This window comes from Pseudomonas sp. MF09156 (genome assembly GCF_059862305.1).
Window position 1 is genome coordinate 555,797 of sequence record NZ_JCBCUR010000002.1, and the last position, 19,612, is coordinate 575,408.

Sequence of the window (19,612 nt, forward strand, 5' to 3'; positions counted from 1 at the left end):
CAACACAAGGCGAAACCGCAGCAAAAATCAAGCTTTTCGCAACCATCCTGATTTCAACTTGCCTTTATTGCTCGCCTTCACATTTTTTTCAAAATCAGCCAAGGAATATGCAGCACCACTTCCTCGTTTATAAGTACCGGCTCTTAATTGCGACAAGACCCCAGATGCCAGTTCCTCATAGTTAGCGGCGCCTGTAACGCCTGGAAACTCGTCTCCACCGCGATGCCCGACTATATAACTGATTCTTTGAGCGTCTGAGATGGTTTCTTCAAAGAAGTAATGATGATTAGTAAATTCAGCCCATTGTTGGTCATGCTGCTGAAGCACTTGTGTCTCTTCATAAGATAAAGGGTCTTCCGGTGTCCAACCCCCAAGAGATATAAAAAGTTTCTTTGTCGAGTCTTCAGGATTTTTAAGAAAGTCCCGGTGAGCCAAAGCCCTTGCAGTTGCAGTGCCTACATGTGGTGCTTGTACAAAATTATATTCCATGACTTTAAACCTCACCTAAATGTTAGCGAAATAAACACACTTTGTGGCTCATCCTTAATCACCAAAGACCACACAACAAAAATAAACCAACAAAAACCAAGTTAAACCTGTCAAAAGCTGCAGTCTTTAGACTCTTTCGCTATTGAGGATAAAATGGAAGAATATCGATAATGGGGACAGATCTATTTAACTAACCCACCCTTATGGGGCGTCAGTACTCTATGGAATCTAACAGATCCGTCCCCTTTACCCTCTTTATCGTTATGGCTTGTTCACTTTTTTACGCAAGTAACATTAAGGGATGTTATGCCGTAAATTTTTTGGGCGGTGCCCGCCATTTCCGCTTTTACTTTTTTTTCTGCCTCACTTGCAGACGTTGCTTTGACAGTTGAAATTGGGTTGCCAGGTAACGATATATTGCATATGTATGTATCCTCCTGTGCATGGGCTGGAGCAGACACCGCTAGGGTGCAAGCAAGGAAAGCTGCCGGGGTGAGGTTTTTTCCTGAATTTAATAACTTCGTAAGGATTGAGTTTTTCATGATTTTTCTCATCTGGATTGATCTGAGTCCTTAAGGTAGTTTTTTTTTATAACTGTCTCTACTGTGAAATCTCACAGTATTGGTGGCTTTTTTATATTTTTTCGTGATTGCACTTGTGGTTAATAAGATCTGTTTGTTATGGCTGCGCTGGACCATCTGATGCGGGGTTTTAGGCAATGCAACTCTGGCCAGATTGGGCATCGATCCTCCCACGCCCGTGTAATCGGGTAGACGTATAGCAGTAAAAATGGTGCCAAAAAAGATCCGTCCCCTTTATCCTCAATGGAAAAAGCCCGCAGCGACGCGGGCTTTTTTGTAGCGATGTTTGAGCAAGCTTCCTTCGGTTGCTTTTATAGTGCTCAGAGGGATGCTTCTTATCGGACGTCTACATAATAGTAAGGCGTGTATCGACCGATGGTTGTATCGTAGATCGTCAAGTCTTGTCGTGTGCCTGAAGGTACACCTGCAAATGTTCCAGCAAAACTACCATCATAACTTGAGGTCATTTGCCCATAGAGATATCCGGTGTTGGCTTGCTGTACGTTTAGAACAGTATTTGGTGCTGCGCCTGTACCACCGACGGTAATGGTCCCGGTTGAAGTGCTTTGTGCATAGTTGATTGAAATGGTCATTGCATATTCCTTTATTAAATAAAGTTGGTGGGTGAATTAGATAAATCCCGGTTTCCAGCTTCACCCTTCCTGGGTGGTGCGAGGAGAATGATAGGGGCGTTAACTGTTGCTTTCATCTGTAAGAAATGACAGTTTTTTAGATTTTTTTGGAATGGTTGTTATTAGGAAATGTAAGTTGTGTGAGAGCGGTAAATTTGAAGTGGTATTTAAAATTAATAACAGGGTTAACTAAGCTTTAGGTATTAATAAAAAACCCGCAGAGATGCGGGTTTTTTGTGGGCAGGATTTGAAAGTATCAACCCACAGGGTTGCTGTAGTTTATTGATCGACCAGAACCTTGGGATTGGAATTACCCCACACCGTATAAAGGTCCGCCAACAACGCCCCGTTAATATCCTCTACCTCCGCCTGGGTCGTCTGCACATTCCCCTGCTTGCCAAACAACACCACCTCATCGCCGCTCTTCACGGTCGGCACGTCCGTCACATCCACCATCAGCGTGTTCATTGACACCTTGCCCACCACCGGCACGCGATGGCCATTGATCAGCACGATGCCTTTGTTGGTGAACGCCCGGCGATAGCCGTCGGAATAGCCCACGGTGATGTTTGCCAGTTTCGAATCACGCGCCAGGGTGTAGGTGCGGTCATAGCCGACGGTGTTGCCCTTGGGGTAGCTGTTGACCGAGGCCACGTGGGACTTGAACTGCATCACCCGCTTGTATTCGGTAAACGACGGCACGGTGTCGCCGAACAGCAGGCCGCCAGGGCGCACCATGTCCAGGCGGGACTCGGGCACTTCCAGGGTGGCGAAGGAGTTGGCGGCGTGCAGGGTGATTTTGCTGCGGTCCAGTTGGGCGACGTTGATCAGCCAGTTGGCCTGCTCGTTGAAGGCCTTGAGGCCGGCGCGTACGTCGGCGGCGTCTTCGACGGCGAAGTGGGTCATGATCGCCTTCACCTCCAGGTTTGGCACCTTGGTGATGGCTACGGCGTCGCGGCGGCCCTGGGCGGTGGTCATTTCCACGCCGTTGCGGCTCATGCCACTGGAGTTCAGGCCCAGGTGCACAACCAGCGGGCGGCCGTGATGCTCGGCGATCAGGCTGGCGCGCACGGCGAAGTCGAGGTTGCCCACCAGCTCTTCGACGTTGTATGGCAGCGCCGCTTCCAGTTCGCTCAGGGCGGCGGTGCGCACGCGGATCAGTTGGCCCTTGAAGCCGCTTTCGCGTACCACGCGGGCTTCTTCATTGCTGGCCACGCCCACGCAAGGCACGCCGAGCTTGATCACCGATGGCATCAGCAGGCCAATGCCGTGGCCGTAGGCGTCGGCCTTGAGCACGGCGCAGATTTTCGACTTGTCGGCGAGGCTGGTTTGCAGGGTGCGGATGTTGTGTTCAAACGCGGCTTTGCTGATCTCAACCCAGGCGTTGCTGTCCTGGATATTGACCTGGGCCACCCCGTCGGTCATCGACAACGGCGGGGCCGCGAAGGCCGGGTTTTGCAGCAGAACCATGCCCATGGACAGGGCGAGTAGGGTGCGAGTGAAGGGCATTGATGAGTCTCCATGACTTTCTTATAGGTAAGCATTGCGCGTGCGCGGCGCCATACTCGAATTGTCCTACAAGAAAGTCGAGACCCAGGGTCGCGGTTCTGTCCTAAAGCGTCGTGAGAATGATCAGACTGTCAGTTGTGATCGATATCCAGCTTGGCAAACGTCACTTTGCCGCCCTCTTTGCTGTCGCCACTGTTGTCTTGCACGTACACACCGGCCTTGAAGTACAACGGCTTTTTGCCCCAGGCCGCGCCGAGGCGTTCGTTCCATTGGCCGTTGGCGGCCTCGATGCTCAACAAGCCAGCCTTGTTCAGGTGAATGACGTAGGTGAAGTTGCGCCCCTGGGGCACATTCTCGGCCACGATAATTACCCGGCCCTTGCTGTCGTCCGGGCGCATGCGCACCTTGGCGACGATGTTGCCGGTCTGGGTTTTTTCCTTGTACTGGTATTCGACTTTGACCAGCGGTTTCTGGCTGTCATAGGCGTGAATCTGGCCGATCACGATCTTGCCCGAAGAGGGCACCTGGTTGATGGCCAGGGTGGCGCGCAGGTAATTGTCGGCTTCGGGATAGGTCCAGTTGCGCAGCCGGCCGTCGGCATAGGTTTCGCGCAGTTCGCTGCGCGGGTAGATGGCGTTTTCGGTACGGGTACCGGTCACCGGGGACCAGAATTGCACGCTGCTGCCTTCGGCCTGGAAGTATTTGCCTTTGAAACCACTGAGCAGCTTGGGGGTGTCGATGGTGGCTGGCGGGGTGCCAACAGGGATGCTCAGGTTCCAGGTGGACAGATCAATCATGGGGTGCGCCTTTACTGTACGAAAGAAGGGTCAAAAGGCTTTGGCCCGTGGATTGGCGCGTTCTTTATAAGCGGCTGGTAACTGTTTGTTAACAAGTTTTAGGCGGTTTATTGGCGTCAATAGTCTGTCAAAAAGCCATCTTTCCCGTAGTCCGTGGGCTGTAGGCGCTGACCGTTAGTCGGTTGTGTGGCCTTTTGGCGCAATGATGGCATCGTCGCGCCTTCTGCTTTATTGGATCCAGGGCTAGAGTGACTCCACATTAAGTGTCCGGTTTTGTCGCAAAAATGACCGGAATGAACCCACAAGGAAGAGATGCAGCATGGAATCCGTTCCAACCCCGGCCGACGGCTGTTCAGTGCTCCTGGTGGTCGATGACTACCCGGAAAACCTGATCAGCATGCGCGCGCTCCTGCAGCGCGACGACTGGCAGGTGGTGACGGCGGCTTCCGGCGAGGAAGCCCTGGGGCTGCTGCTCGAACGTGACGTCGACCTGGTGCTGCTGGATGTGCGAATGCCGGGCATGGACGGCTTCGAAGTGGCGCGCTTGATGCGCGGCAGCCAGCGCACCCGCATGACTCCGATCATTTTCTTGAGTGCCAATGAGCAATCGCCCGCCGCCGTGCTGGAAGGCTATGCCAGCGGTGCCATCGACTACCTGTTCAAGCCATTCGACCCGCAGATCCTCAAGCCCAAGGTCCAGGCCTTGCTGGAGCATCAGCGCAACCGACGGGCCTTGCAGCGCTTGAGTCATGACCTGGAACTGGCCCGTGCCTTCAATGCCTCGGTGCTCGACAACGCCGCCGAGGGCATCCTGGTGGTGGGCGAAGACGGGGTGATCAGCTACGCCAACCCGGCTATTTCGCGATTGCTCAATGCCACGGTGGATGAACTGCAAGGCCGGGCGTTCCTCGGCTACCTGCAAAAACCCCATATGCCCGACTGGTTCGGCTGCGAGCTATACGCCGGCTACCTGCGCGGCGAAACCTGGCGCCTGCACGATGCGATCCTGCGTACCGCGCCCGGCCAGCAACTGCCGGTGGCGATGTCCTGTGCGCCCTTGCCCCGCGAGCAGAAGGCCATGGTGGTGACTGTGCAGGACATGTCGCAAGTACGGCACCTGCATCAGCAATTGGAGTCCCAGGCCGTCACCGACCCCCTCACCGGTCTGCTCAACCGGCGGGGTTTTTACCAGACCGTGGAGACGATCCTGCTGCGCAACGAGCGCAGCGAGCTGGCCACGGTGCTGCTGTACATGGACCTGGACGGCTTCAAGCGGGTCAATGATTCCGTGGGGCACGACGCCGGCGACCGGGTGCTGCGCTGGGTCTCGGAGCAGTTGGAGCTGTGCCTGCGCAGTTGCGACATTCTTGGCCGCCTTGGGGGGGATGAGTTTGTCGCGTTGCTGGAACTGCAATACCCGGAGCAGGCCGCCAAGCTCGCCGAACAACTGATCGAGCGAGTGTCGATCTGCCAGCAGGTAGACGGCCTGGAAGTGATGCTGGGGGTCAGTATCGGCATTGCCACTTTCCCCGATTGCGGGCGCGATCTCACTGGCCTGCTGCGCGCCGCCGACATCGCCATGTACGAAGCCAAGCGGGCAGGGCGTCAGCAATATCGCTATTACGATCAGGAAATGAACGGCCGGGCCCGCTCGCGCCTGATGCTAGAAAGCAGTGTGCGCGAGGCCATCGACAACAAGCAGGTGACGTTGGTGTACCAGCCCCAGGTGTCCCTGGTGGACGGGCACTTGCGCGGGGTCGAAGCTTTGTTGCGCTGGCAGCACCCCAGTGTTGGCGATGTGCCGCCCGGGTTGTTCCTGCCCTTGCTGGAAGAGGCGCGGTTGATTAGCCAGCTCAGCAGTTGGATCTACCACCAGGTGGCATTGGCGCGACAGGCCTGGGCCCCAGTCATGCGTGACGACTGGGTGCTCAGCGTGAGCCTGAGCAGCAGCCAGTTCAATATGCCCAACCTGGTGGCTCAACTGCAGCAGGCACTGGAGCGACATGGGCTGCACGGGCGACAACTGGAAGTGGAAATCGCCGAAGAAAGCCTGATGCACAACATTGAAGAGTCCATCAAGCAGCTCAAGCAGCTACGGCGCCTGGGCGTGCGCATAGCCTTGGATGACTTTGGTTCGGGCAACTGCTCCCTGGCGCATCTGCGTGACCTGGAGTTCGACACGCTCAAGCTCGACCCCGGCCTGGTCGCCCGCGTGCTCGGCTCGCCGCGGGAGGCGGCGCTGGCCCGCAGCATTATCGAGCTGTGCGGGCACTTCGGCTTGCTGGTGATCGCCGAAGGTGTGGAAACCCTGGAGCAATGCCACTGGCTGCAGGCCAATGGCTGCCAGTTTATCCAGGGACCGCTGGTGGCCCCGCCCCTGACGGCTGAGGATATTTGCCAGTGGCCGCAGCTTTTCGCGCTACGGGCAGGCCCTTGCTGAATTCGCTACACTGGCGGCCTCACGCCCCTGCCGTTCGAACCCATGACTGCGTTGAAATACCTCCAGGCCTATCCCGCCGCCCTGCAAGAGCAAGTGCGCCAAATGATCGCCAAGGATCAACTGGGCGACTACCTGCAACAGCGCTACCCCGAGCGTCATGGGGTGCAAAGTGACAAGGCGTTGTACAGCTACGCCCTGGCCCTGAAGCAGGAGCACCTGCGCAATGCGCCGGCCATCGACAAAGTGCTGTTCGACAACCGCCTGGACCTGACCCACCGCGCCCTGGGCCTGCACACCACGATCTCGCGGGTGCAGGGCGGCAATCTCAAGGCCAAGAAAGAGATCCGCATCGCCGCGTTGTTCAAGGACGCGGCGCCGCAGTTCCTGAAGATGATCGTTGTCCACGAACTGGCGCACTTCAAGGAATCGGACCACAACAAGGCGTTCTATAAACTTTGCGAATACATGTTGCCCGGCTACCACCAGGTGGAATTCGACCTGCGGGTGTACCTGACCTATCGCGACTTGCAAGGCGCGGCGCGGGATTGAATCGAGAGGAAGCGAGCATGGATGTCAGCAAGACCAAGAGCAGTTTCTACCGCCGCCTGTATGTGGCGTACCTGATCGATAGCCAATTGGCCAGCAGCGTCCCGGCGCTGACCGAGGTGACCGGCATGCCCCGGCGCACGGCGCAGGACACCATCGCCGCGTTGGCGGACCTGGATATCGTCTGTGAGTTCGAGCAGGAAGAGGGCGCCCGCAATCATGCCGGGCACTATCGGATTCGCGACTGGGGGGCGATTGACCGTGGCTGGATCGAGCGCAACCTGGTGCAGGTCAAGCAGGTGTTGGGTTATCCCTGAAATTGGGTTGGCAGGCCTGGCGCTATCGCGGGCAAGCCCGCTCCCACAGGCTGATTGCGTTCAAATGTGGGAGCGGGCTTGCCCGCGATGGCGATCTCAAGCGCGCCGCATCCCAATATGCGGAATTTCATCCTCCAGGTATTCCTCCCCCTCGACCTTGAACCCGTATCTTGCGTAGTACCCCTGCAAATGCGCCTGGGCTGAGAGAAAGATCGGCGTCTGCGGCCAGATATCGTCGATCTGCTTGAGGGTTTCCTCCAGCATCTCGTGCCCCAGGCCGGTACCCCGTGCCGCCTCGGCCACCAGCACGCGGCCGATCACCACGTCGCCGCCGTGCAGCTCCGGGTCGAGCAGGCGCAGGTAGGCCACCAGTTGATTGTCCTGCCAGGCCATCAGGTGGTGGGTATCGCCCTCCAGGTCCTGGTCATCGATATCCTGGTAGACGCATTTCTGCTCGACCACAAACACCGCTGCCCGCAGACGCAAAATGGCGTAGAGCTGTTCCTTGCCCAGATCATTGTGGTGCTTGCAAACCCAATCGACAGTCATCGTTCCATCTCGCATAAAGACCTGCCTGGATAGTAATGCCCTGACCGGCGACTGTCTTGGGCGGTGGTGCAAACACCTGCAAAACCACGTTTTTTGTGAGTGACGTCAATTTGCCATCATTGAGTGCTTTCGCGGCCGGGTTCTTTGTGTAATCTGCGGTACACCGCGAGCGATAAGCTAAAGTCAGAACCTGGAAGGATTCCCGCCAGGCGTCATCGCCCGCAAGGAACTGCCCGCTGTGCAAGGACATTAAGCATGCTGCGATTGTCTCGTGCCGTTGCTTTGATCGTATTGCTGTTGCTGGCCCCCACGGTGGCCGCGGAACGCTTGCGCCTGGTGGCGGATGCGTGGCCGCCGTTTACCGATGCGACCCTGGTCAATGGAGGCCTGGCCACCGATATCGTCAGCACTGCCCTGGCGCGTGCCGGCTATGCCAGTGATTTCGAGCAGGTGCCTTGGGCGCGGGCGCTGATGGGTGTAGGCGACGGGCGTTATGACGTACTGATCAATGCCTGGTACGACGAGGCGCGCACGCAGTTGGGGCAGTTTTCCGCCGAGTACCTGCTCAACCGCGTGCGTTTTATCAAGCGCCGCGACGATTCCATCGAGTTCCAGAACCTGCAGCAACTGCACGACTATCCCGTCGCCGTGGTACGCGGCTACGCCTATTCGGCCGAGTTCGATGCCGATCCCCAACTGCAAAAAGTCCCGGTGCATAACTTCGCCATGGCCGTGCGCATGCTCGCGGCCCGGCGGGTGCGGCTGACGGTCGAGGACGAATATGTCGCGCGCTTTTACCTGGCGCGGGAATCACCCAGGGTGCGCAGTGCGGTGGAGTTTTTGCCTAAGCCCTTGAGTGAGAACAGCCTGCATATTCTGGTCAGCCTGAAAAACCCCAGGCATGAGCAGATTGTTGCCGGGTTTGATCGGGAGATTGCCCGGATGAAAGTTGATGGCAGTTATGCGCGACTGCTCAAACAGCATGGGATGTAGTGGTCTTCAGGGCCTCATCGCAGGCAAGCCAGCTCCCACATGGGAATGCATTTCAAAGGTAGGCGCTGGCTCACCTGCGATGACGGCCTAAGCCGCACTGGTTTCCTTGATCAAATGCGCCGCCAAGGTACGCAGCGGCCCCAACTGCCGACAGATCAACCCCAACTGCGTTTGCACCAGGCGCTGTGCTTCGTCGATCTCATCCGGCATCTGCTCCAGCTCCACCGCCAGCGCTTCCTCGGCATCGCTTTGCACCGCGATCGGCTGCTTGTTCGCCAGCCCCGTGGCGATTTCGTCGATGCTCGTGGCGAGGGTCTTGCCCGCGCCTTCGATCAGGTGCTCGCGCACGTCTGCTGGCAGTTGGGTATCGCGGTGCGCGCCAAGCCCCGAGAGGTAACTGAGCAAGGTGTGGGACAGCACCAGGAAGCGGAAGCCTACGTCGGCTTCCTTACGGAAATGCCCAGGCTCCATCAGCATATTGGCCAGGGTGGTGGACAGCGCGGCGTCGGCGTTGTGTGCATTGCGCCGGGCCAGGCGGTAGGCCAGGTCGTCGCTCTTGCCGGCGGCATATTGCTGCATGATCTGGCGCAGGTAGATGCTGTTGCAGGTCAGGGTGTTGGCCAGCACTTTGTTCAGGCGCCGGCCTTGCCAGTCCGGCAGGAACAGGAACACCGCCAGCCCGGCGATCAGGCTGCCGAGCAGGGTATCGAACAAGCGCGGCAGGAACAGCCCGTAGCCATCGCCCACCTGGTTGAAGCAGAACAGCACCATCAGGGTAATGGCCGCAGTGGCCAGGGTGTAGCGGGTGGTGCGGTTGATAAAGAACACCAGCCCGGCGGCGATGGCGAACATCGATTGCACCAGGGGGCTGGGGAACAGATCGAACAGCGCCCAGGCCACTGTCAGGCCGATGGCTGTGCCGACGATCCGCTGGCCGAGCTTGCGCCGCGTAGCGCCGTAGTTGGGCTGGCAGACAAACAGGGTGGTGAGGATGATCCAGTAGCCCTGGGACGGGTGGATCAAATGCACCATGCCGTAGCCGACACTCAGCGCCAGCGGCAGGCGCAGGGCGTGACGGAACAGCAGCGAAGTCGGGGTCAGTTGGGTACGCAGGCGCGTCCACATTTCCTTGAGGTTGCGCGGCGAACGGTCCAGCAGGCTGCTGTCGCTGGCATCTGCCAGGCTGTCGGGGTTGCTGGCGTCACTGAGCAGGCGGTCGAGGGTCGACAGGTTGGCCGCCAGCGCGCGCAACGAACGCAGCAGCCCGCGCCAGGCCGGGTTGCTCTGGATGCGCAGGTGTTCGAGGGAGGCGTTCAGGTCGCCCAGGGCCTCGGCGAAGCTGTCGTCGTAGACGAATGGCTGGCGCAACTGGATCGACTCGGCGAGGGCCTGGCAGGCCTTGCCTTGCTGGCGCAGCAGGCGCTGGCAGCGGAACAGCACATCGCTGTGGAAGAACGCCTCGGCCAGGGCGTTGTAGGGGTAGTGGGAGGAGCTGGCGCGCTCGTGGATGTCCTGGGCCAGGAAGTACAGCTTGAGGTAGCGGCTGACCTTGGACCCCGGCCGGCCATTGCCGACACGGTGCAGGATGATTTCCTTGGCCGCATTGAGCGCCGCCACCACCCGGCCATTTTGTTGCGCCAGCTCCAGGCGCCGCGCTTCTACGTCCAGCTGGCGAATAGGCTCGAACAACGATGACTTGAGCTTGAGGTAACGCCCCAGCTCGCGAAACAGCCGGGCCAGGCTCTGTTGCACCGGCTGGTTGGAAAACATTGCCTGCCACAGCACCGACAGTGCGCCGTACCAGGCGGCACCGGCCACCAGCAGCAAAGGCTCGTGCCAGAAGTCGGTGACGGCACCGCCGCGCTGGTCCACGCCGATCATGGTGTAGACCGACAGGATCAAGGTGGCCGAGGCTATCGCCCCATAACGCTCGCCCAACGCGCCGAGCATGGTCAGGCAAAAACTCGCCAGGGCGATGGCGATGGCAAAAATCCACGGGTAGGGAAACAGCAACTCCACCGACAGCGCCGCCACGCTGAAACACACCAGCGTTACCGCCAGCGCATTGAGGCGGCCCTGCCAGCTGTCATCGGTCTCGGCCAGGGCGCTGGCGATAATCCCCAGGAACAGCGGGATCAGCAGCGACATTTCATCCTGATACCAGCACAGCGCCATGCTGCCGGTGAGGGCGATAAACACCCGTACGCTGTAACTGAACTTATCCAGTGCCCAAAGGCGCCGCATGGACTGCTTGAACGAGGTCGAGGACATGAAGTCTGGGGTCTTCCGGGACGATGCCGCTAAATTGAGCCAGTAATGACGCCACGGCAAGCGTGGCGATCACATTCATAAGCAAAAAATATCCCACGCACCGCAATCAACTGTAGGAGCTGGCTTGCCGGCGATAGCGGTGGGTCAACCGGCAAATGGGGCACTGATACACCGCTATCGCCGGCAAGCCGGCTCCTACAGTTTGATCGAGTAGATCCTTGGTTCAGGCGTACTGCGCCGCCGCATACCCCGAAGCCCAGGCCCACTGGAAGTTGAAGCCGCCCAGGTGCCCGGTCACGTCCAGCACTTCGCCGATAAAATACAGGCCGGGGCTTTTCAGCGATTCCATGGTCTTGGACGACACTTCCCGCGTATCCACCCCGCCCAGGGTGACTTCGGCGGTGCGGTAGCCTTCGGTGCCGGCCGGGACCAATTGCCAGCAGCCCAGCCGGGTGGCGATGTCCGCGAGTTCGGCGTGGGTGTACTGCTTCATCGGCTTGGACACAAACCACGTCTCGGCCAGCAGGTTGGCCATCTTCTTGGTGAAGATCTCGCCCAGCAGGGTCTTGAGCTCGCTGTTGGGGCGCTCGGCCTGTTGCTGTTGCAGCCAGGCGTGGGCGTCGTGGTCGGGCAGCAGGTTGATCTCAACCGTGTCGCCGGGCTCCCAGTACGAGGAAATCTGCAAAATCGCCGGCCCGCTCAGGCCGCGATGGGTAAACAGAATGTTCTCGCGAAAGCTCTGCTCGTTGCAGCTGACCAGGCAATCGACCGAGGTGCCGGACAGCTCGCCACACAGCTCCTTGAGCTGATCGGTGATGGTAAACGGCACCAGGCCTGCGCGGGTTGGCAGCAGTTCATGACCGAACTGCCTGGCAACCTGATAACCAAAGCCGGTGGCGCCCAGGGTCGGAATCGACAGGCCGCCGGTGGCAATCACTAGGGATTCGCAGCGCAACTCGCCGAGGGTGGTTTGCAGTTGGTAGCCGCTGTCGAGCCTGGCGATCTCCTGGATCGAGGTGTCCAGGTGCAGGCTCACGCCGGTCTGGATGCATTCGTCGAGCAGCATGCCGAGGATGTCGCTGGATTTGTTATCGCAGAACAGCTGACCGAGTTTTTTCTCGTGGTACGGCACGCCATGCTTGGCCACCAAGGCGATGAAATCCCACTGGGTGTAGCGGGCCAGGGCGGATTTGCAGAAGTGCGCATTGTGCGAGAGGAAGTTGGCCGGCTCGGTGTACATGTTGGTGAAGTTACAGCGGCCACCGCCGGACATCAGGATCTTCTTGCCGGCCTTGTTCGCATGGTCGATCAGCATCACCTTGCGCCCACGCCCGGCGGCGGTCAGCGCGCACATCAAGCCTGCGGCGCCAGCGCCAATGATCACAACTTCGGTCGAGCGCACAGCAATGTCCTCACAAAAACCTGATTTGAAATGCAATCAACTGTGGGAGCTGGCTTGCCTGCGATGGCATCAACTCGGTCAATCTGTCAGACCGAGTCGCCTGCATCGCGGGCAAGCCCGGCTCCCACATTGATTCGGTTCCTTCAACAGGAACGCGGTGTGCTTACAGGATCCGTACGCGCAACGAACGGCCCTTGATTTTGCCGTCGTTCAAGCGCTGCAACGCCTGCTTGGCGACGCTGCGCTCCACCGCCACGTAGGCCTGGAAGTCAAAGATCGCGATCTTGCCGACCTGGGCGCCCGGAATCCCGGCTTCACCGGTCAGCGCGCCAAGGATGTCACCTGGGCGGACCTTGTCTTTACGGCCGGCAGCAATGCACAACGTGCTCATCACCGGCAGCAGCGGCGCGCCGCCCTGGGACTTGAGGTTGCTCAGTTGGTCCCAGTTCAGCGGGGCCTTTTGCAGCAGTTCGATGGCCTGGGCGCGGTGCGCCTCGGACGGTGCCACCAGGCTGATGGCGATCCCGGTCTCACCGGCACGACCGGTACGGCCGACGCGGTGGATGTGGATTTCCGAATCGCGGGCCAGTTCGACGTTGATCACCATGTCCAGCGAGTCGATGTCCAGGCCACGGGCCGCCACGTCGGTGGCCACCAGTACCGAAGTACTGCGGTTGGCGAACATCGCCAGCACCTGGTCACGGTCGCGCTGTTCCAGGTCGCCATGCAGGCCGACCGCAGAAATGCCCTTGGCGGTCAGGTGATCCACGGTTTCCTGCACTTGCTGCTTGGTAAAGCAGAAGGCCACGCAAGAGGCCGGACGGAAGTGCGACAGCACCTTGGTCACCGCGTCCATGCGTTCTTCCGGGGAGATTTCGTAGAAACGCTGCTCGATCTGCTCATCGGAGTGGAACGCTTCGGCCTTGACCTGCTGCGGCGCGCGCATGAATTTGGACGCCAGTTGCTTGATGCTCACCGGGTAGGTGGCCGAGAACAACAGGGTCTGGCGACGGGCCGGGGTCTTGCTGATGATGTCTTCGATGGCGTCGTAGAAACCCATGTCGAGCATGCGGTCGGCTTCATCGAGGATCAGCGTGTTCAAGCCGTCCAGCACCAGCGAACCCTTGCGCAGGTGTTGCTGGATACGGCCAGGGGTGCCGACGATGACGTGGGCGCCATGTTCCAGGGAGGCGATCTGCGGGCCGAGGGACACGCCGCCGCACAGGGTCAGCACCTTGATGTTGTCTTCGGCGCGGGCCAGGCGACGGATTTCCTTGGCCACCTGGTCTGCCAGCTCGCGGGTCGGGCACATCACCAGGGCCTGGCAACCGAAGTAGCGCGGGTTGATCGGGTTCAGCAGGCCGATACCAAAGGCAGCGGTCTTGCCGCTGCCGGTCTTGGCCTGGGCGATCAGGTCCAGCCCCTTGAGGATCACCGGCAAGCTTTGCGCCTGGATCTGCGTCATCTCGGCATAACCCAGCGAGTCGAGGTTAGCCAGCATGGCGGCGGAGAGCGGCAAAGTATTAAAAGCGGTGGCGATGGTGGTCACGGGACTGGCTCTGCAAAACAAAATGTCGCGCAGTGTACCAGCCCCGTGGGAATTTCCCTGCAAGTTCTAGACGAGTCGCTGCTTAATGCTCAATGTCGTGCTCGCGGCTGACCACCCGTTTGCCGTCTTTTGGCGACAATTGCAGGAAGATCGCCGCCGCCAGCATCGCCATGATGCCCACGGTGAGGAACGTCAACTGGAATGCCTCAAGTACGGTGTTGACCCCATCGTTACCGGCTTCGGCAGTAAACCCGCCAAGCAGGGCACCGGCACAGGCCACCCCCAGGCTCAGGGCCAGTTGCGCCACCACTGACAGCAGGCTGTTGCCGCTGCTGGCCTGGGCGTCGTCGAGGTCGATCAGGGTCACGGTGTTCATCGCGGTAAATTGCAGGGAGTTGATCGCCCCCAGCACTGCGAGCATTGCCAGCAGCAGCGGGTACGGCGTCTGCTCGCTGACCAGGCCCATGCTCGCCAGCATGATCCCCAGCGCCAGGGTGTTGCCGGTGAGCACGATGCGATAGCCCAGGCGTTCGATCAGCGGCCGGGCGATGGACTTGGCGAGCATGGCCGCCGCCGCCAGGGGCAACATGCTCATCCCCGCCTGGGACGGCGAATAGCCCAGGGCGATCTGCAACAACAGCGGTACGAGAAACGGCAGGGCGCCGCTGCCCAGGCGCGCGAACAGGTTGCCGAGAATGCCCACGGCAAAGGTCCGGGTCTTGAACAGCACCGGCGAGAACAGTGGGTTTTCGATATGCCCGGCGCGCAGCCAGTAGGCCGCCAGGCACGCCATGCCGCCGAACAGCAGCAACATCACGCGCAAATGCGGCAAGTGCAGCTCACCCAGGCCTTCCATGGCAATGGTGATCAGCACCATCGCCGCGCCAAACAGCAAAAAGCCCAGGCTGTCGAAGCGTGTTCGCTCGCTGCCGCGCAGGTCGGGGATGAACTTCCACACGGCGTAGCAGCCGATCATGCCCACCGGCAGGTTGATCAGGAAGATCCAGTGCCAGGTCAGGTATTGCACCATCCAGCCGCCCATGGTCGGGCCGAGCAAGGGGCCGAGCAGGCCGGGGATGGTGATAAAGCCCATGATCCGCACCAGCTCCGAGCGCGGGTAGGCGCGCAGCACCACCAGCCGGCCGACCGGCAGCATCAGCGCACCGCCCAGGCCCTGGATCACCCGCGCGCCCACCAGCATGGTCAGGCTGCTGGACAGGGCGCACAGCAGCGAGCCGATGCTGAACAGCATGATCGCGCCAAAGAAAATCTTCTTGGTACCGAAACGGTCGGCGATCCAGCCCGAGGCCGGGATCAGCAGGGCCACGGTGAGCATGTAGGCGATGATCACGCCCTGCATGCGCAGCGGGTTTTCCGCCAGATCCTCGGCCATGGCGGGCAGTGCCGTGTTGAGAATCGTGCCGTCGAGCGACTGCATGAAGAAGGCAATCGCGACCACCCAGGGCAACCAGCGGGCAGTCTTGGCATCGAGCACGACACGATTGGGCATGGGATCCCTTTTTGTTAGCAGGCTATGTGTTGCCGATTATGCGCTAACCTCCGCCGGTTTTCCCACTGGCGGTTCGTCTATATCTGACAGGGGAACGTCTTTACCCACCAGGAAATCGATCAACGCCCGGTGCACCGCCAGCGCCGCCTCCCGCGACTCCAGGTCGAGCAAATGGCCGGTGTGCTCGGCGCTGGCGAAGCTGCTGCGGCCCACGTACTGCTTGAACAGTTGGGCTTCATTGGCCGGGGTGTATTCGTCCAGGGTGCCGTTGAGAAAATGCACCGGGGTTTCGATCTGGCGCAATTGCGGCAGGTAGTTGCCATCGCCCAGGGCCAGCACCTGATGAATATGAAAGCGCGCCTGGCGGTATTCGGTGGTGGCCATGGTCGACAGGTGCCGATGGTTATTGCGCTTGAGCCGGCTGGAGAGGAATTTGCCGACTGTTTCATTGAGCAGGTGGCCGACGGCGGACTTGTCATCGGCCTCGATCAGCACCCGCACGCGCTCCACGTATTCGAGCATCGCCTGGTTGAGATTGGGCGCCAGGGCCATCACCACCGAGCTTTCGATAGAAGGCGGGTTGCGCGCCAGGGTCAGCAGGGTCGAGATGCCACCCCAGGAGGCCGACACCAGGTGGTTGACCTGGAAACGCTCCACCAGCGCCCGCAGGATCTCGACTTCGTCGTCCTTGGTCACCAGGTCCAGATCGGTGTTGTGGGGGCGCGAATAACCGGAAAACGGCAAGTCGAACATCAACACATTGAAATGCTCGGCCAGGCACTTGCTGGTGCGGGCGAATGAGCGGGTGGTGGACAGCGCGCCGTTGACCAACAGCACGGTCTTGCGTTGCGGATCGTTACCCAGTTGCTCTACGTGAACGTTGTAGTGCTTGAACAACTTATCAATGACAAAACTTCCTTGGTACATGTCAACGCTCCGGCTCGCCCTATCCCGGGCGAGGTCATGCATCGCTTGCGCGCAAGCGGGTTGAAAGGTGGCGGGATGCCACCAACCGTTATAACGAGGTTTTGGAGTGTCGACAACAGCCCGCCAACCAACGGGGTGCGGCAAGGGACGGTTCATCAGAACCCAGGGCATTCCCCTGTAGGAGCCGGCTTGCCGGCGATCAGGCCCGGGAGCCTGACGGCGATCGTCTGGCCGCCATCGCCGCCAAGCCGGGCGTTTACAAGGTCAGGGTCAGACGTTTTACCAGCGCGCCGGGCAGCAGGTTGGACGAGGTATTACGCTCGCCATAGGTGCTGGCCGACAGCAACAACTCGCGCTCGGCAGTCAGCGCTTCCAACTGTGAGCCCAGCAGTTGGTAGACGCTATCGTCAAAACGCATGGTGCTGACCGGCGCCTTGATCTCACCGTCTTGCACCCAGAACGTGGCGAAGCGGGTCATGCCCGTCAGGCGCGCCGCCGGTTGGTCGGAGTAGTTCAGGTACCACAGGTTGCTGATGTACAGGCCGGTGCCCAGTTGCTTGAGGATATCGGCCTGGGCCAGGCTGCCGGCGGCCATCTGCAAGGCGCTGGGGGACTCATCGGCGCTGGCGCCGTTGGTGCTCAAGCCGTATTCGGCGGCGCTGCGCGAGTTGACCAGTTGCCCTTGCGCCTGGCCATTGGCGATCAAGGTCACGTCGCTGCGCGGGTAGCCGTCACGGGAGAACGCCGGGCTCAGGGAGGCCGTGATCTGTTCGCTCATGCCCACCAGCGGGCTCAGTGCCTGGTCGCCGGCATACAGGCGCTGCAACGGGCTGCCCTTGCTGGCGATGGCCTGCGCAGAAAAACCACCCCAGGCGAGCATGCCGATGATTTCTTCCATGGCCGCCGGTGCCAGGTACGCGCGGTATTGACCGGGCGCCAGGGTGTGCAAGGGCCGGCCAAGGAACTCCAGTTGTTCGCGGGCTTGCTGCAAGCGCTGGGCAAAGGCCGCGCTGTCCCAGGCATCGCCGGCGTAGCTGGCCTTGACCGCCTCGCCATTGGCATGGAACAGGCTGAAGTCAAAGTTGAAACTATTGGCCTGATGCCAGCCAAAAGCCCCCGACGAGCTGGCGAACCCACGGCTGATCGGCCCGGCGGCATAAATGCCGACCAGGTCGAAACCTTGGGCGCCCTGGCTGATTTCGCCCAGGACCTGATCGAGGTCCGGCAGCGCCTGAGCCTGCTCGCTGCTGTTTTGCCAGGCCGTGTGATTGAGCAGCAGGTAAGGATCCTTGGGCAGCAAGGGCAAGGTTTCGCGCAGTTGCTGCAGGCCCTCGGCCAGGCGCTGGCGGTCCACCTCGGGGTCTCCGGCCAGGGTGATACCGAGGTCGGCGTGCCGGCCATCGTTGATCAGCTTGAGGTTGACACTGGCCTGCTGTACCTGGCCGGCCTGGCGCACCTTGGCGTGGTTGAAACGCACGAATTCGGACGACTCCGCCGCGTAGTCCAGATGAAACTGTTCCCCTTCGGTGATGGCCCGCTTGAGCCACTCCACCAGGTCCTTGAAAGCCTTCATCAGGCGTCTCCCCCAAACACATCCACATCACTGAAGACACACGCCGGCGACGCATGGCCGACGCGGATCACCTGGTTCGGCTCGCCCTTGCCACAGTTGGGCGTGCCCAGCACCCTGAAGGTACTGGCATCGCCCACGGCGCTGAGCTTGCGCCAGAACTGCGCGGAAATCGCCCGGTAGTTGGGGTTCTTCACCACGCCCTTGAGTTCGCCATTCTCGATCAACTGGCCCCATTCGCAGCCGAACTGGAACTTGTTGCGCGCATCATCGATGGACCAGGAACGGTTGGTCGACATCAGGATGCCGTGCTCGATGCCGCCGATCAGTTGCCCCAGGCTCTGGTCGCCGGCCTCGATATTGAGGTTGGCCATGCGGTCGATGGGCGCGCGGTTCCAACTGCTGGCGCGGCTGTTGGCCACGCCGCCCATGCCCGAGCGGTATTGCGACAGCGCCCCGCCCAGGGGCTTGAGCAGCAGGCCGTTACGGATCAGGAACTGCTTGTTGGCGGGCGTGCCGTCATCGTCATGGGCGTAGCTGGCCAGTTGCTCGGGAATGTCGGGGTCAAAGGTCACGTTCAGCAGGTTGGAGCCGTATTGCAGGTGCCCGAAGTCGCTGGCCTTGACGAAGCTGGTGCCGGCGTAATTGCGCTCGTCGCCGAGAATGCGGTCCAGCTCCAGCGGGTGGCCGATGGACTCGTGGATCTGCAGGATCATCTGGTCGGGCATCAGCAGCAGATCGCGCGGGCCTTGGGGCGTGTTGGGGGCCAGCAGCAGTTGCAGGGCCTCGTCGGCAATTCGGGGTGCAGCACCTATCAGGCCGAAGCGGCTGATCACATCAAAGCCACCTTGCTGGCCAAAGTTGCTGCCACCCAGGGTGCGGGTCTGGCTGTCGTTGCCGTCGTAGGCGGTCACGTTGACGCCGGGGAACACAAAGCGCTGGGCCTGGCGCAACTCGGCGCCGGCGCTGTTGAGGTAAATCTGTTCAACGCGGGTGGTGCCCAGGCTGACCTCCCAGTTCACCAGGCGCTCGTCCTTGGGCACGGCGGCCGATTCGGCGCCGAGCAGTTGGTAGCAGTCGCTCAGGGACGGGAAGGGTTGGTCGAGTTCTGGCGACAGATAGTCGGCGACGTCGCTGGACACCGGCTGGTCGCGCAGGTCGAGCAGGGCGTGGGGCCTGATCCGCCGGGCTTGCTGCTCGGCACGCTCGAGGGCGGCTTGCAGGCCGGTCAGGGAAATATCATTCGTGGCCGCGTAGGCTTCGACCCCGTTGAGGCGCACGGTGAGCATGGCGCCTTCGTCGCGGCTCAGGTGTGGCGGTTCGGCAACGTTCTTGCGCACCGACAGGTACTGGCCAGACTCGCGCACGTAGCGCAGGGAAAAGAACTCGGCGCGGGTGCGCAGGGCGGCGAAATGTTGTTTGAGTTGCGGGTGTTTGTCGAACATGGGGCCTTCCTTGTGGGCGGTGATGGCTTTGAGGGCCCCATCGCGGGCAAGCCAGCTCCCACCTTTTGAATGTGTTCACAAATCA

17 protein-coding genes are annotated in these 19,612 nt (G+C 60.3%); 4 read left to right on the forward strand and 13 right to left on the reverse strand.

From position 1 onward, the window contains the following. Window positions 1-27 precede the first annotated feature (27 nt). From AC19YY_RS08390 to AC19YY_RS08410, 5 genes are all read right to left on the reverse strand, one after another. Window positions 28-489 carry a hypothetical protein gene (locus tag AC19YY_RS08390; protein ID WP_500604052.1) on the reverse strand — a complete coding sequence of 154 codons (462 nt, stop codon included), beginning with the start codon at window positions 487-489 and terminating at the stop codon, window positions 28-30. 272 nt (window positions 490-761) lie between these two features. Beyond that, window positions 762-1,031 (reverse strand): hypothetical protein, encoded by a 270-nt coding sequence (locus tag AC19YY_RS08395; protein ID WP_169953634.1) that lies wholly within the window; start codon window positions 1,029-1,031, stop codon window positions 762-764. A gap of 374 nt (window positions 1,032-1,405) precedes the next feature. Then, on the reverse strand, window positions 1,406-1,663 hold the full coding sequence (locus AC19YY_RS08400; RefSeq protein ID WP_169953636.1) for a hypothetical protein: 258 nt from the start codon (window positions 1,661-1,663) through the stop codon (window positions 1,406-1,408). Window positions 1,664-1,981: 318 nt separating this feature from the next. Next, window positions 1,982-3,211, reverse strand: coding sequence for an alanine racemase (gene alr, locus AC19YY_RS08405; RefSeq protein WP_169953638.1), 1,230 nt, complete (start codon window positions 3,209-3,211; stop codon window positions 1,982-1,984). 131 nt (window positions 3,212-3,342) lie between these two features. Further along, window positions 3,343-4,008, reverse strand: a complete 666-nt coding sequence (locus tag AC19YY_RS08410) for a polysaccharide lyase family 7 protein (protein WP_169953640.1) — start codon at window positions 4,006-4,008, stop codon at window positions 3,343-3,345. 319 nt (window positions 4,009-4,327) lie between these two features. On the opposite strand from AC19YY_RS08410, the gene AC19YY_RS08415 reads away from it, so the two are divergent. From AC19YY_RS08415 to AC19YY_RS08425, 3 genes are read left to right on the forward strand one after another with little or no spacing between them, the layout of a single operon-like run. Further along, complete coding sequence (locus AC19YY_RS08415; protein WP_169953642.1) at window positions 4,328-6,448, forward strand: putative bifunctional diguanylate cyclase/phosphodiesterase; 2,121 nt, start codon at window positions 4,328-4,330, stop codon at window positions 6,446-6,448. 42 nt (window positions 6,449-6,490) lie between these two features. Continuing rightward, window positions 6,491-6,997 (forward strand): M48 metallopeptidase family protein, encoded by a 507-nt coding sequence (locus AC19YY_RS08420; RefSeq protein WP_169953644.1) that lies wholly within the window; start codon window positions 6,491-6,493, stop codon window positions 6,995-6,997. A gap of 17 nt (window positions 6,998-7,014) precedes the next feature. Continuing rightward, entirely contained in the window at window positions 7,015-7,311 is a 297-nt protein-coding gene (locus AC19YY_RS08425; RefSeq protein ID WP_169953646.1) for a winged helix-turn-helix domain-containing protein, read from the forward strand. A 96-nt stretch (window positions 7,312-7,407) separates the two neighbouring features. On the opposite strand, the gene AC19YY_RS08430 is transcribed toward AC19YY_RS08425, so the two are convergent. Then, on the reverse strand, window positions 7,408-7,860 hold the full coding sequence (locus tag AC19YY_RS08430; RefSeq protein WP_169953647.1) for a GNAT family N-acetyltransferase: 453 nt from the start codon (window positions 7,858-7,860) through the stop codon (window positions 7,408-7,410). Between the two features lie 255 nt (window positions 7,861-8,115). Here AC19YY_RS08430 and AC19YY_RS08435 point away from each other — a divergent pair, with 255 nt between their 5' ends. Continuing rightward, window positions 8,116-8,853, forward strand: coding sequence for a substrate-binding periplasmic protein (locus AC19YY_RS08435; protein ID WP_169953649.1), 738 nt, complete (start codon window positions 8,116-8,118; stop codon window positions 8,851-8,853). 87 nt (window positions 8,854-8,940) lie between these two features. Here AC19YY_RS08435 and yccS read toward each other — a convergent pair whose 3' ends face one another. The 7 genes from yccS to AC19YY_RS08470 form a co-directional block, all read right to left on the reverse strand. Next, window positions 8,941-11,124, reverse strand: coding sequence for a YccS family putative transporter (gene yccS, locus AC19YY_RS08440; RefSeq protein WP_169953651.1), 2,184 nt, complete (start codon window positions 11,122-11,124; stop codon window positions 8,941-8,943). A gap of 223 nt (window positions 11,125-11,347) precedes the next feature. Further along, window positions 11,348-12,526 carry an aminoacetone oxidase family FAD-binding enzyme gene (locus tag AC19YY_RS08445; RefSeq protein WP_169953653.1) on the reverse strand — a complete coding sequence of 393 codons (1,179 nt, stop codon included), beginning with the start codon at window positions 12,524-12,526 and terminating at the stop codon, window positions 11,348-11,350. 163 nt (window positions 12,527-12,689) lie between these two features. Further along, window positions 12,690-14,027 carry an ATP-dependent RNA helicase DbpA gene (dbpA, locus tag AC19YY_RS08450; RefSeq protein ID WP_232545553.1) on the reverse strand — a complete coding sequence of 446 codons (1,338 nt, stop codon included), beginning with the start codon at window positions 14,025-14,027 and terminating at the stop codon, window positions 12,690-12,692. Window positions 14,028-14,157: 130 nt separating this feature from the next. Beyond that, complete coding sequence (gene mdtD, locus AC19YY_RS08455) at window positions 14,158-15,585, reverse strand: multidrug transporter subunit MdtD (protein WP_169953655.1); 1,428 nt, start codon at window positions 15,583-15,585, stop codon at window positions 14,158-14,160. 36 nt (window positions 15,586-15,621) lie between these two features. Continuing rightward, complete coding sequence (locus AC19YY_RS08460) at window positions 15,622-16,512, reverse strand: alpha/beta fold hydrolase (RefSeq protein WP_169953657.1); 891 nt, start codon at window positions 16,510-16,512, stop codon at window positions 15,622-15,624. A gap of 256 nt (window positions 16,513-16,768) precedes the next feature. Next, a complete protein-coding gene (locus AC19YY_RS08465) occupies window positions 16,769-18,085 on the reverse strand; it encodes a TldD/PmbA family protein (protein WP_169953659.1) in 1,317 nt (438 codons plus the stop codon). Continuing rightward, entirely contained in the window at window positions 18,085-19,527 is a 1,443-nt protein-coding gene (locus AC19YY_RS08470; protein ID WP_500604053.1) for a TldD/PmbA family protein, read from the reverse strand. The genes AC19YY_RS08465 and AC19YY_RS08470 overlap by 1 nt, the downstream gene beginning before the upstream one ends. Window positions 19,528-19,612 lie beyond the last annotated feature (85 nt).